Below are 12629 nucleotides of genomic sequence, written 5' to 3'. Positions count from 1 at the left end.
TCGACCGCCTGGGGTGTGACGGGTCAGGAGGAGGCGAGGGGGAGGACGGTGTTCAGGACGGCCTGGGCCGCCTCGGCCGGACGGGTGCGCAGGAAGTGGTGGCCGCCGTCGGCGAGTTCGTGGAGTTCGACGTGGTCGGCGAGGAGCAGCCAGTCCCGGTGGCGCCCGGTGTGGCCGGCGGTGTGCGGGTCGTCGGCGGCGACCACCACGGAGACCGGCGCGGCCAGCTTCACCGGCGGCGGGGCTTCCAGGGCCTGCTGGAAGTAGCGGTGGGCGCCGACGCAGTCGTGCCGGTAGGCGGCGGCGATCTGTGCGGCGTGCCGCTCGTTGAGTTCGGCGAGTTCGGTGTGGCCGCCGTCCGCGGCCAGCCGGACGGCGAGTTCGGTGTCGCCGCGGCCGGTCAGTTCGGTGGCGGCGGTGTGCCGTGCGGTGGCGGTGCCGAGCAGCTGTGCGCCGAGGAAGACCCGGGTCACGGGTGTGCCGCGCGCCTGGAGCCGCCTGGCCGTCTCGACGGCCGGGGCGGCTCCGGCGGAGTGGCCCCAGAGCATGACCCGGGTCAGGCCGCGGGCCGTGATCTCGGCGGCCACCTGCTCGGCGACCTGCTCGATCGTCGCGAACGGTTCGGGGGGTGCGGCCAGGTTGTGGCCGGGCAGGTCCACGGCGAGGACCGCCAGGCCGCTGCCCGCGAGCGCGGTCGCCATCGGCTGGTAGTTGACGGCGTTGCCGCCCGCGTACGGGAAGCAGACCAGGGCGCACTCCGGTGTGCCGGTCCCGCCGGCCAGGGGCAGCAGCAGTTCGGTCCGCTGCCCGGCGGCCGTGCCGTCGAGGAGGGCGGCGAGGTCGGCGAGCACGGGGTGGCGGGTGATGTCCTTCAGGGACACCGCGCGGTCGAGGGCGAGGGAGAGTCTGACGGCGGTGAGGGAGGTGCCGCCGGAGTGGAAGAAGTGGTCGCCGCGGCCGATCCGGGTCTCGGGCACCCCGAGCAGTTCGGCCCAGGCCGCCGCCACCCGCCGTTCGGCGGGGCTGAGTTCGTCCCCGGCCGCCGCCCCGGGTCCGTCGGTGCCTCCGGTTCCGTCGATGCCTCCGGGTCCGCCGGTGCCGGGGGCCGTCTCGGCCAGCTTGGTCAGGGCCTTGCGGTCGATCTTGCCGTTGGCGGTCAGCGGAAGGCTGTCCTGCCAGTGGAAGGCGGAGGGGACCATGTAGGCGGGCAGCGCCGCGGCCAGGGTGTCGCGCAGCAGCTCCGGCGGGCGCTGTTCGCCGCTGTAGAAGGCGATCAGGTGCCGGTTCCCGCCGCCGCGTTCGGCGACGACCACCGCGCCGTCGCGTATCCCGTCGGCGCGCAGCAGGGTGTTCTCGATCTCGCCGATCTCGATGCGGAAGCCGCGGATCTTGACCTGGCTGTCCCGGCGGCCGAGGAACTCCAGCTTGCCTCCGGGGTGCCAGCGTCCCCAGTCGCCGCCGAGGTAGAGGCGTTCGCCGGGCCGGTACGGGTCCGTGCGGTACGCCTCCCGGGTGCGTTCGGGGTCGTTGACGTAGCCGCGGCCGACGCAGACGCCGGAGAACGCGATCAGTCCCGGGGCGCCGAGCGGCACCAGCGCCAGGTGCTCGTCGACGACGTAGACGCGCACGTTGGTGACGGGCCGTCCGAGCAGGACCCGGTCGGGGACCTCCCTCAGGAGCTCGTGGTTGGTGTCGTCCGAGGTCTCCGTCAGGCCGTAGGCGTTGAGCAGGGCGATGTCCGGCTGGACCGCGAGCCAGCGCTGGACCAGCTCGCGTTTGAGCGCCTCGCCGGTCACCGACACACGGCGCAGGTCGGGCAGGGTGCGGGGGTGGCGCTCCAGGTACGAGACCACGACCTCCAGGTAGGAGGGCACGAGCTGGGCCACGGCCACCCGGCCGTGTTCCAGGGTGTCGACGAACCGCTGCACGTCCGTGATCACGTCCTGCTCGACCAGCAGGGTCCGTCCGCCGGCCAGCAGCGGGGCCAGCAGCTGCCACAGGGAGATGTCGAAGCACTGCGGGGCGGTCTGCGCCACCACGCTGCCCTCGCCGATCGCCAGGTCGTCGATCTTGGCGTGGAGATGGTTGAGCAGGCCCGCGTGCTCGCACATCGCGCCCTTCGGCTCGCCGGTGGAGCCGGACGTGAAGTAGATGTAGGCGAGTTGGCCGGGGTCGACCCGGACGTCGGGGCCGTGGTCGGCGTGCGATTCGGCGTAGGCCGTCCCGACCAGGAGTCTCTCGACCCCGGGCAGGCCGGCCAGGGCCTCGTCGAGGGTGTCGGTGCTGCCGGTCTCGGTCAGGACCAGCCGGCAGTCCGCCCGTGACAGCGTTGCCATGATGCGGCCGGCCGGGAAGTGCGGCTCGATCGGCAGGTAGACGCCGCCCGCCTTGAACACCGCCAGGACCGCGGCCAGCCAGTCGAGGTCGCGTTCGGTGACGACGGCGACCACGTCCTCCCGGCCCAGGCCCCGCGCCAGCAGGGCACGCGCCAGCCGGTTCGCACGCCGGTCGAGTTCGCCGTACGTCCACTCCCGCTCGCCGTGGACGGCCGCGACGGCCTCCGGGTGGGTCCTCGCCCGCTGCTCGAACAGTTCGTGGGCGCGCGCGTCGGGCAGCGGCCGGCTCGGCCCGGCGAGGCCCTCCAGCTGCTCGCGTTCCTCCTCGGCCGACAGCAGGCTCCGCCGGGTGTGGTCGGCGTCCGGTTCCGTGGTCATCAGGCGCAGCGCCGTCAGGTGGTAGCCGCCGATCCGGGCGGCGGCCCGGGCGTCCAGGACGTCGGTGCGGTGGCGCAGGTGCAGGGTCAGCCGGCCGTCCGCGTCGGACCAGCGCACGTGCAGGGCGCCGTGGTCCGCGTGGCTCGCGTCGGCCTGGAGGGGGCCGCACACGGCGTCGTACGGCGGCTCGGTCAGCCCGAGTTCCCGGTGCAGCTCGGCCGGCGGGTACTCCCGGTGGGCCAGCAGGTCGGCCTCGGCCTGCCGGGCGGCGGTGAGCAGGGCCTGCCAGGAGCCGGCGGGGACGGCCGTCCGGCACGGGAGGGGGGCGCCGCGTCCGCCGGGGGTGTACCCGGTGACCACCTCCGGTTCGCCGGAGAGCACGGCCAGCACCTTCAGGTGCGCGGCCAGCAGCAGGGCGTCGACGGTGAGTTCAGTCCGCCGGGCCAGTTCCCGTACGGCCCCGGTCAGGTCGTCCGGCACCGGCATCCCGTGCTCGGCCGTGCCGGGGGCCGGTTCCCGGACCCACCGCGGCACAGCGGTGGCACCGCCGGCGGTCAGTGTCCGGCGCCAGAACTCCCGGTCCGCTTCCACGCGCGTTCCCATCGAATGGCCTTCCTCAACTCACGGTCGCCGTGGCGGCGTTGGCTGCTGACGTGACCCGGCCGACGGCGCGCGGCGGGCTGCCGCGCTCGGGCATGTCGATCGCGGGATTGCCGCCCCAGCGGGCGTTCGGGGGGACTTCCTCGCCCTTCATCAGGAAGGCGTCGGGGGCGAGCACCGCGCCGTCGCCCATGGTCACGCCGTAGTGCACATGGGCGGCGATGCCCAGGGTGCAGCCGGTGCCGAGCGTCGTGACGTCGGACTTGAAGGTGCCGTCCTCCTGCGAGTGGCACTGGATCTTGCTGCCGGCGTTGAGCGTGCAGTCGTCGCCGATGGTGGCGAGGGTGCGTTCGGTCAGATAGCAGCCGTCGTCGAACACCCGGCGGCCGATGCGCACCCCCAGCAGCCGCCAGACCAGCGCCTTGAACGGGGTTCCGTTGAAGACGTTGAGGAAGTGGTCCGGGACCTTCCACAGCCGCTCGTGCCACCAGAAGTACGGTTCGTAGATCGAGCACAGCCGGGGGCGCAGCGCGCGGAACGACCCGATGCAGCGCTCCACCAGGATGAAGTACACGGTGGAGAAGGCGAGCGTGAACGCCAGGTATCCGGCGATCACCACCTGCCCGAGCACTCCGTACAGGTCCACGGAGGCGAGCCCGAACAGGGTGAGCGCGAAGGTGTGCAGCCAGCGCACGAACAGCATGAGCGCCATCGAGCGGAGGTTGTAGCGGTTCTTCGCGGCAAGCCGCCGGTGGAGCGCGTCGCCGGTCCTGAGGTGGTCGAAGCGGGTGTCGCGCTCGACGGTGCGGGGGATCTCGAAGCACGGGGAGCCGAGCAGGCCGACGCCTTCGCGGACCTCGCCGTCGAGCGGGATCATCACCTTCGTCGCGAGCAGGCAGTTGTCCCCGGTTCTGCCGCCCGCCGGGTAGGCGATGTTGTTGCCGAGGAAGTTGTGCGGCCCGATGGTGGCTCTGGACAGCCGGAAGGAGGTGCTGGAGAAGTCGGCGTTGAGGACGGAGAGGCCGTCGGCGACCATCGTTCCGCTGCCGACGGAGACCAGCAGGGGTGACTCGTGCTGCACCTCGGTGCCGAAGTTCGACCCGGTCTGCTCGACCCGTGAGAGGTCGTATCCGAGACCGCGGAGGTAGTACACGATGTAGGAGCTGTCGCCGAAGAGCCAGGCGAAGAACTTGACGTTCGTCATGCGGGCCGTGGTCCGTTGCAGCGCGTAGTGGAATCCGTAGAGCGGATAGACCTTGTCGGGTCTGACGACGAGGCCCACCAGGCGCGGAAGCGTGCACAGGGCGGCCAGGCCCAGGACGAGGAACCCGAAGAACAGGACGAGGGAGAGCACCAGGGCGTCGGGCAGGAGTGCCGACGGGGCGAGTGCGGCGGTCTCCGGATCGAGTCGCTTGCCGATCGCCGGTACCTCGGTGAACAGCATGTAGATTCCGCCGACCAGCAGCGGGATGTACAGGAAGAGCAGCTGCAGCAGGGTGCCGAGGCCGAACCAGGCGCGGCGCAGGGTGCCGCAGGGGGCGGGGGCGACCCTGACGTAGTCGACCCGGGTGGGCTCCGCCGGGGATCCGTGCCAGTGCTCGCCGTCCGGGACCGCCTGGCCGCGGTACAGGGCGGAGGAGTGGCCGAGCTGGGCGCCGTGCCCCATCGAGGTGTCGATGTCCAGCACGGTCTTCTCGCCGACGAAGACGTTCTCGCCGAGGGTGATCCGGCCGGTCTGGATGTGTCCGGCGTAGGCCCGGTAGCAGAGGAGGAAGGAGTCCTTGCGGATCACGGTGCCGGCGCCGATCGTCAGCAGGTCGGTGCAGACCGGGACGGAGTGGGAGAGGATCGTCACTCCCCTGCCGATCCGCGCGCCGAGGGCCCGCAGGTACAGCACGTACAGCGGGGTTCCAGTCAGGAAGACCATCGGGTTCGCGTGCAGCAGCACCTTGACGAGCCAGAAGCGCAGGTAGGCCAGGCCCCAGACGGGGAACTCGGCGGGCCGCCAGCGGCCTATGAGCAGCCACTTCGCGACGACCGGGAACACGCACAGCGCCACGAAGGCGGCGCCTCCGAAGAGCACGGACCGCAGATAGACGTCGGCCAGGCCCTTGCCGGTGGCGATCCACTCGTAGCCCGCGGCGGTGACGAACCCGGAGACGAGGGAGTAGCCGAGGAAGACCAGCAGCTGGAGGGTTCCGCAGAGCAGGTGGCTCGGCCGGTGCCCGCCCTTCCCGGCCGCCGGAGCCGGTACGGGCGCCGGTGCCGAGGGCGCGGCCGCGGGGTCGGCGGGGGCGGTCTCGCCGAGGGCGGTGGCCAGGCCGCGGATCGTGGGGTGCCGGTAGATGTCCTTCATGGACGGCGACGGCAGATCCGCGGTCTTGCGTATTCGCGCGCAGAACTGGGCCATGACCAGGGAGTTCGCACCGAGATCGGTGAAGAAGTGGCCGTCGGCCGGAACCCGCTCGGTACCGAGGAGGTCGGCCAGGACCTGCGCGAACCGCCGCTCGGTGTCCGCCGCGCCGGGGCCGGTGCCGCTCAGGGCGACGGCAGGTTCGTCCGGCTCCGACACGACCTCGGAGGACTGCTCCACCATGCGATCTCCTGAAGAACGTGGATGTTCCTGATCACGAACCGGCGGATTCAGTCTGTCCAGAGAGGCGTCCCTTTTGCCACTTTTATCCAGGGTTTACCTGGGCGTGAGAAGTGTTCGACCGGGCCGTAATCCCCGGCTTCCGCGCCGGCACGGGCATCGCGGGCGTCACCCACACGGCGGACCCCCATCCGAGGGCGTGCCGCACCGGACGGCGCATCGGCGCACAGCGGCCCGCCCGGGGCCGCCGGTCAGCCGGCCGCGGTCCAGGCCTTCGGGCCCATGCCGCGCCACTCGATCAGCTCGGGGTCGTCGACCGTCGTGTTGCTCTCGGGCAGACCCGCCCGGCGCAGGAACTCGACGACGTCGAGCAGGTGGTACGCGGTGCCGACGTACTCTCCACGGATCGTGACCTTCCGGCCGCCGTCGGAGCCCGGCGGCTGCACGATCACGGGCGCGCCTTCCATAGTTACTTGGTGCCCCCCACGGGGCGGCTCAAGCGGCCCGGGCCCACCGGGCCGGAAATCGGCGGACGGCCGGCAAGCCGGGCGGGCACCCGCCTCCACGGCCTTCACCAGGCGCACACGCCACGTCACTCCGCGTGCCCCGCGCGTCGGTGGGCGCGGTCGCCCGCCCCCTACGGGGCGACCGCGCCCACCGGACCGGCGCCGGCTCCGCGTGTTCCCGGCGGAGTCGGTCCGGGCGGGTTCCCCGGCCCGCCCGGACGGCACCCCAAGACCCCCATGGGTGCCCGGCGCCGCTCTCAGGCCGTCAGTGTCGCCCACACGGCGTGGCCGCTGGTGAGCCTGGAGCGGTCGACGCCCCAGGAGTGGGCGAGTTGCTCGACGAGCAGCAGCCCGCGGCCGCCCTCGTCGTCGGGGCCGGGTTCGCAGCGGGGCAGGCCGCGGCCCGAGTAGTCGTGGTCGTGGACCTCGAGCCGTACGCATCCGTCGGCGACCAGGCCCATCCCGCACAGGATGCGCACGCTCAGGGTGTGGATGACGGCGTTGGTGGCCAGTTCGGACACGAGCAGGACCGCGTCCTCGCAGAGCGTGCGGGGCAGCCCCCACTCGCTCAGCCGGGCTCTCACGGAGCGGCGGGCGACTCTGACACTGGAGCGGTGCGAGGGCAGCTCGATCCAGTGCGCCTGGGCGGGGTCGGCGACGTCTAACAGATCGCGGGGGGAAGTCGTGTGGGGGGACACGGTGTTGCCTTCCGTAAGGCGGGCGCGGCGGGGAACAGGCAGGGCAGGGCAACGTCTCCACGGGAGGCGGACGTTGCCCGTGATCGTGCACGCGATTTACTCAAGTAACTATGCGCGCCCGCAAGTTCAGCCTGCAACCGACTCCCTGATAATTTCAGGATGCGGGTATCCGTATGGTCGCTTCATCAAGTGCCTGTCACACTCGACCCGGTGACAGTCCCTCAGGAGGTAGGGCGTGAGCGAAGGCCGTTCGAACGCGGGCAGCACCAGTGCGCCCACCGTTCTGCGCATGATCCTGGGCCGCAGACTCCAGGAGCGGCGCCAGGGGGCGGGCGTCTCCCTGGAGGACGCGGCACGGGCGCTCCGGGTCACTCCCCTGACCATCCGCCGGCTGGAGAAGGCGGAGGTGGCGCTCAAGCCCCTGTACGTGGAGAAGCTCCTTGAGACCTACGGCGCCGAGCGGCAGGAGATGGACGAGTTCGTCGCCTTCGCCGAGCGGGCCAACGAGCCGGGCTGGTGGCACACCTACCGCGATGTGCTGCCCACCTGGTTCAGCGCCTATGTGAGCCTGGAGACCGGGGCCCAGACCGTGCGCACCTACGAGCCGCACTACGTCACGGGGCTGCTGCAGACCCCCGCGTACGCGCGCTCGGTGCTCGGCGGCGGCTTCCCGAACGACCGCGACGAGGACCTGGAGCGGCGGGTGAACCTGCGGCTGCGCCGGCAGGCCCTGCTGGAGCGGGCGGACGCCCCCACGTTATGGGTGGTGATGGAGGAGGCCGTCCTGCACCGGGTGGTGGGCGGCCCCGAGGTGATGCGCGAGCAGATCGAACGGATCCTGGAGCTCTCGGAGCTGGAGCACGTCAGCGTCGACGTCGTCCCGTTCACCGCCGGCGCCCATGTGGGCGCCTGCGCCCCGTTCACCTACTTCCGGTTCGCGGAGCCCGAACTCCCGGACATCGTCTACAGCGAGATCCTCTCCGGCGCGATGTACCTGGACCAGCGCTCCGACGTCGTCGCCCATCTGGAGGCGCACAACCGCATGTCCCTGCTGACCTCCGACGCGCACAGCAGGGCGCTCCTGAACCGCATGCGCAAGGAGTACGCATGACCATCATCGACGGCAGTGCCCACGACGTGTACAACGGCATGCCCGCCTCGGACCTCGGTGAGCAGGGCTGGGAGTCTCCCTGGAGCGGCCCCAACGGGGGCCAGTGCGTGCAGACGAAGCAGCTCTCCGACGGCCGGATCGCGCTGCGGCAGTCGACCGACCCGGCCGGCCCGGCACTGATCTACACCCCGGAGGAGATCACGGCGTTCGTCGCCGGGATCAAGCGGGGCCTCGCCGACCATCTCACCACCGGCTGACCTCCGCCGGCCGGCCTCTCCCCCCACGCATCCACCGAAAGGGACAGCATGACCACCTCGCACGCGGCGCGGGACATCGACACCAGCAGGCCCCACTCCGCCCGGATGTACGACTACTACCTGGGCGGCAAGGACCACTTCGAGGTCGACAAGAAGGCGGCCGAGACCGTGGCGTCGGCCTACCCGGGCATCTTCGTCTGCGCCCGCGAGAACCGTGCCTTCATGCACCGCGCCACCCGGGTGCTCGCCCGGGAGCACGGCATCCGGCAGTGGCTCGACATCGGCACCGGCATCCCCACCGAGCCGAACCTGCACCAGGTGGCCCAGTCCGTGGTCCCCGAGGCACGGGTGGTGTACGCCGACAACGACCCGCTGGTCCTCAAGTACGCCGAGCGCCTGATGCGCAGCACGTCGGAGGGGCGCACCACCTACATAGAGGCGGACGTCAACGACCCGCAGTCGCTGCTGGACGCCCCGGAGCTGGCCGCGGTCCTGGACCTGGAGCAGCCGGTGGCGCTGTCCCTCAACGCCCTGATGCACTTCGTCACGGACGCGCAGGACCCGTACGGCATCGTGAGCCGGCTGCTGGACGTGCTCCCCTCGGGCAGCGCGCTCGCCCTGAGCCACTGCACGCCCGACTTCGACCCGGGCACCTGGCGGAAGGTCACCGACATCTACAACGGGGCCGGCACTCCGGTGCAGTTCCGCTCGCGGGAGGACGTGGCGCGCTTCTTCGAGGGGCTCGACCTGCTCGACCCCGGTGTCTCGGTGGGCCACCGCTGGCGCCCGGACGGCGAACCGACCGCCACCGACGCGGAGGTCAGCCTGTGGACCGGGGTGGGCATCAAGCCGTAGCGCGTGCGGGCTGTCGTACCGTGCCGTGACCCGGCGGTACGACAGCCCGGGGGCGGTCAGCCGATGTGGTAGCTGTCCCCGTAGACCTTCCAGTCCAGCGGGGTGTTCAGGCACAGGTTGCCCTTGTTCAGGAAGACCCGCTGCTCGGTGTCGACCCTGGTCGTGTCGCTGTGGGCCTCCTCCTGCTTCATGGCCCAGACGCGGGCGTCGAGGAAGGCGTTGAGGTACGTCTTCTCGTTGCCGCCCTGCGCCGGGGGCTTGGCGTGGCCGAGGGCGCGCTTGCGGATGTTGCGGAAGCTGGTGGGGTCGTCGCCGTCGCCGTGCATGACGATGGCGTCGTAGTAGGTGAACTGGCCCAGCGTGCCGATCCCGTCCGTCTTGCCCTGGCTGACGGCCGGGTTGAAGTACACACGGTCGCGCTCGTCGTTCTGCGCCTGCTGGAACGCGCTGTCCTGGGCGGCCTTGCGCCAGTCGGAGGGGAAGTTCGGGTCGAGGCCGGAGTGCGAGTCGGTGCCGTTGACGCGGCGGAGCGCCGGCAGGTACTTGGCGAGCACGTTGCCGGGCTTGCGGTCGGTGTAGAGCTGCACGAGGTCGAGCATGTCGCCGGTGCCGGAGCAGAATCCGATGATCCCGGCGGTGTAGCCGCGGCCGTCGCCGATGTCCTCGATGTACTTGTACTGCGCCTTCCAGTCGAGTGAGGAGTTCTCCGCGCTCGACACCAGCTTCATGGCGATCTCCTTCTTCGCCGGGTCGTCGAGGCCCACACAGCTCGCGGCCGTGGAGACGGCCGAGGCGTGCACCGGGCGCAGCAGGGGGGCCGCGGCCACGGACACGCCCAGCAGGGCGAGCAGGGCGCGGCGGGAGGTCAGGACGGGGGTCGTGGTCGCGTCGTTCGGATGACTCACGGGGGCTCCAGAAGGTGGTGGGGGGTGGGGAGTTGGCGCACTTACCGATAGGAAGGTTTCCTATCAGTGATGTATCAGTGATGGCCGGTGTTGTGTACCCGTCACACAGAAAGTTCGTAGGGTCGAACAAGTCCACCGAGGGGACACCGCGTTGTCAGTGCCGCTTGGTACAACTGCGATCATCACCGAGCGCACCCTTTTCCGTCACAGGAGCAGCCCATGACCATCCATCACCATCTCTCCGCCCTGTACCGGCTGCCCGCCCACACCTTCCCCGGCCCGGACGCGCCCACGGACGGGCTGCCCGACGCGGAGACGGTCGCCTGGCGGATCACCGGTGACGTCTACGACGCGGACGAGGACTGGGCGGACGCGTTCGCCCGCTTCCTCGCCGCAGTCGACACCACCCGGGTACGGGCGTTGATCGTCGGCGCCTGGGAGGAGGCGTACGACACCGATCCGTCCGCGGTGATCGAGGCGCTGCTGGCCGCGCGGGACCGGTTCCCGGCGCTGCGCGCGCTGTTCCTCGGGGACATGGTGATGGAGGAGTGCGAGATCTCCTGGATCAACCAGACCGATGTCGCCCCGCTGCTCGAAGCCTTCCCGGAACTGGTGGAGTTCGGGGTGCGCGGCGGTTCCGGGCTGGGCTTCACCGCGCTGCGGCACACCGGGCTGCGGCGGCTGACGATGGAGGCCGGTGGGCTGCCCGCCGCGGTGGTGCGCGGGGTGGGCGCGAGCGACCTGCCCGCGCTGGAGCACCTGGACCTGTGGCTGGGCACGCCGAACTACGGCGGCGACAGCGAGGCGGCCGATCTGGCGGGGATCCTGTCCGGCGCCCGGCTGCCGGCCCTGCGTCATCTGGCGCTGCGCAACAGCGAGATGCAGGACGCCGTCGCCGCCGCCGTGGCCGACTCCCCCGTCCTGGACCGGCTGGAGGTGCTCGACCTGTCGATGGGCGTCCTGACCGACGACGGGGCCGCCGCGCTGCTGGACGGCCGGCCGCTCACCCATCTCAAGAAGCTCGACCTGCACCACAACTACCTGACCGAGCGGCTCCAGGACCGGGTCCGCGCGACCCTGATACCCGCCGGCGTCGAGGTGGACCTCGACCACGACGACGCCGACGAGTACAAGGGCGACGACGGCACGGTGTGGCGGTACATCGCCGTGGGCGAGTGACCGGCCCCGCCATGCCGGTCCTCCCCCGCGTGCCGGATCTCCCCCCGGAGCCCGGCCGCCGGCGCGGACCGGCGGGGGCGGGCGCCCGGTTCGCGGTCGTCGGCAACCCGGAGAACCGCCGGGTCGCGCTCTTCGCGGACGCGGTCCGCGCGGCCGGGCTGCCCGCGCCGCGCGTGGTCCCCTGGCTCGACGTGCTGCGGGCCGGCGGTGCCGGGTTCGGCGCCGAGGAGATCGTCCGGATCGACTCCCCCGGCGAGAACACCGAGGTCGACCGGGTGCTGCGCGGCGACCGCGAGCCGACCCGGGTGGAGGGCTCGGCCCGCTGGTACGCCGGGTTCACCGCCGCGCTGGACACCCTGCGCGGCGGCCTGCGCCTCGACGACCCCGGCGACCTGGCCGTGCTCTTCGACAAGCGCCGCTGCCACGCCGTGCTCGACGCGGCCGGGGTGCCGGTGCCCGCCTCGCCCACCTCGGGCCCGGACGCGGCGCCGGTGCGCGGCTGGGACGACGTGCGGGCGCTGATGCGTGAGCACCGGATGCCCCGGCTCTTCGTCAAACCGGCGCACGGCTCCTCCGCGTCCGGTGTGCTGGCGGTGGAGTCGGCGGGCGGCGGCCGGATCCGGGCGACCACCTCGGTGGAGCGCACGGCCGACGGCGCGCTGCACAACTCGCTCAAGGTACGGCGGTACGAGAGCGAGGCGGACATCGCGGCGATCGTGGACGCGCTCGCGCCGGACGGGCTGCACCTGGAGCGGTGGCTGCCGAAGGCCTCCCAGCAGGGGCGGGCCGCCGATCTGCGGGTCGTGGTGGTGGCCGGCCGGGCCACCCACGCGGTCGTCCGCACCAGCCGCACCCCGCTGACCAACCTCCATCTCGGCGGCCGCCGGGGCGACCTGGCGGCGGCCCGGCAGGCGGTCGAGGCGGCCGGTGCCCGCTGGTCCGAGGTGCTCGGGGTGTGCGAGCGGGCCGCCGCCTGCTTCCCGCGCACCCTGTGCGTCGGCGTCGACCTGCTGCCGGCGATCGGCTGGCGGCGGGCCGCGGTCGGCGAGGTGAACGCCTTCGGCGACCTGCTGCCCCGCCTCACCGGCCTGCCCGGCAGCGGCGCGGAGGGCCTGGACACCTATGCCGCCCAGGTCACCGCCGCCCTGCACCGCTACACCCGTACACCTAAGGACGACCCGCATGCCCTCGCCCGCCCCGGCCGCTGAGCC

10 protein-coding genes are annotated in these 12629 nt (G+C 72.1%); 5 read left to right on the top strand and 5 right to left on the bottom strand.

The genetic code is table 11. The features are described from left to right. Positions 1-23 precede the first annotated feature (23 nt). From ACGFZS_RS16430 to ACGFZS_RS16415, 4 genes are all read right to left on the bottom strand, one after another. Positions 24-3317: an amino acid adenylation domain-containing protein gene (locus tag ACGFZS_RS16430; protein ID WP_393795624.1), complete on the bottom strand. Its 3294-nt coding sequence runs from the start codon at positions 3315-3317 to the stop codon at positions 24-26. A gap of 13 nt (positions 3318-3330) precedes the next feature. Next, complete coding sequence (locus ACGFZS_RS16425) at positions 3331-5910, bottom strand: Pls/PosA family non-ribosomal peptide synthetase (RefSeq protein ID WP_393795623.1); 2580 nt, start codon at positions 5908-5910, stop codon at positions 3331-3333. A gap of 248 nt (positions 5911-6158) precedes the next feature. Then, positions 6159-6374 carry a hypothetical protein gene (locus ACGFZS_RS16420; protein WP_393795622.1) on the bottom strand — a complete coding sequence of 72 codons (216 nt, stop codon included), beginning with the start codon at positions 6372-6374 and terminating at the stop codon, positions 6159-6161. A gap of 296 nt (positions 6375-6670) precedes the next feature. Next, on the bottom strand, positions 6671-7111 hold the full coding sequence (locus ACGFZS_RS16415; protein ID WP_365683456.1) for an ATP-binding protein: 441 nt from the start codon (positions 7109-7111) through the stop codon (positions 6671-6673). 235 nt (positions 7112-7346) lie between these two features. Here ACGFZS_RS16415 and ACGFZS_RS16410 point away from each other — a divergent pair, with 235 nt between their 5' ends. Genes ACGFZS_RS16410 through ACGFZS_RS16400 form a run of 3 tightly spaced genes read left to right on the top strand, consistent with a single transcriptional unit; the run spans position 7347 to position 9334 of the window. After that, positions 7347-8222 carry a helix-turn-helix domain-containing protein gene (locus tag ACGFZS_RS16410; protein WP_393795621.1) on the top strand — a complete coding sequence of 292 codons (876 nt, stop codon included), beginning with the start codon at positions 7347-7349 and terminating at the stop codon, positions 8220-8222. Then, positions 8219-8479 (top strand): DUF397 domain-containing protein, encoded by a 261-nt coding sequence (locus tag ACGFZS_RS16405; protein ID WP_355718706.1) that lies wholly within the window; start codon positions 8219-8221, stop codon positions 8477-8479. The genes ACGFZS_RS16410 and ACGFZS_RS16405 overlap by 4 nt, the downstream gene beginning before the upstream one ends. 48 nt (positions 8480-8527) lie before the next feature. Continuing rightward, positions 8528-9334 (top strand): SAM-dependent methyltransferase, encoded by an 807-nt coding sequence (locus ACGFZS_RS16400; protein ID WP_393795620.1) that lies wholly within the window; start codon positions 8528-8530, stop codon positions 9332-9334. A gap of 56 nt (positions 9335-9390) precedes the next feature. On the opposite strand, the gene ACGFZS_RS16395 is transcribed toward ACGFZS_RS16400, so the two are convergent. Beyond that, positions 9391-10239 carry a chitosanase gene (locus ACGFZS_RS16395; protein ID WP_393795619.1) on the bottom strand — a complete coding sequence of 283 codons (849 nt, stop codon included), beginning with the start codon at positions 10237-10239 and terminating at the stop codon, positions 9391-9393. 219 nt (positions 10240-10458) lie between these two features. Here ACGFZS_RS16395 and ACGFZS_RS16390 point away from each other — a divergent pair, with 219 nt between their 5' ends. Further along, complete coding sequence (locus ACGFZS_RS16390) at positions 10459-11418, top strand: STM4015 family protein (protein WP_393795618.1); 960 nt, start codon at positions 10459-10461, stop codon at positions 11416-11418. Positions 11419-11429: 11 nt separating this feature from the next. Then, complete coding sequence (locus tag ACGFZS_RS16385) at positions 11430-12626, top strand: STM4014 family protein (RefSeq protein WP_393795617.1); 1197 nt, start codon at positions 11430-11432, stop codon at positions 12624-12626. The last annotated feature ends 3 nt before the right edge of the window (positions 12627-12629 follow it).

Origin of the sequence: Streptomyces sp. NPDC048288 (assembly GCF_043201555.1) — a bacterium.
GTDB lineage: Bacteria > Actinomycetota > Actinomycetes > Streptomycetales > Streptomycetaceae > Streptomyces.
The sequence above is the reverse complement of the archived record's forward strand: the minus strand, read 5'-3'. Positions and strand labels throughout refer to the sequence as shown.

Excerpts from the sequence above, each read along its gene's own strand:
- ACGFZS_RS16430 (WP_393795624.1), bottom strand. The coding sequence starts at position 3,317 with ATGGGAACGCGCGTGGAAGCGGACCGGGAGTTCTGGCGCCGGACACTG.
- ACGFZS_RS16425 (WP_393795623.1), bottom strand. The coding sequence starts at position 5,910 with ATGGTGGAGCAGTCCTCCGAGGTCGTGTCGGAGCCGGACGAACCTGCC.
- ACGFZS_RS16420 (WP_393795622.1), bottom strand. The coding sequence starts at position 6,374 with ATGGAAGGCGCGCCCGTGATCGTGCAGCCGCCGGGCTCCGACGGCGGC.
- ACGFZS_RS16405 (WP_355718706.1), top strand. The coding sequence starts at position 8,219 with ATGACCATCATCGACGGCAGTGCCCACGACGTGTACAACGGCATGCCC.
- ACGFZS_RS16400 (WP_393795620.1), top strand. The coding sequence starts at position 8,528 with ATGACCACCTCGCACGCGGCGCGGGACATCGACACCAGCAGGCCCCAC.
- ACGFZS_RS16390 (WP_393795618.1), top strand. The coding sequence starts at position 10,459 with ATGACCATCCATCACCATCTCTCCGCCCTGTACCGGCTGCCCGCCCAC.
- ACGFZS_RS16385 (WP_393795617.1), top strand. The coding sequence starts at position 11,430 with ATGCCGGTCCTCCCCCGCGTGCCGGATCTCCCCCCGGAGCCCGGCCGC.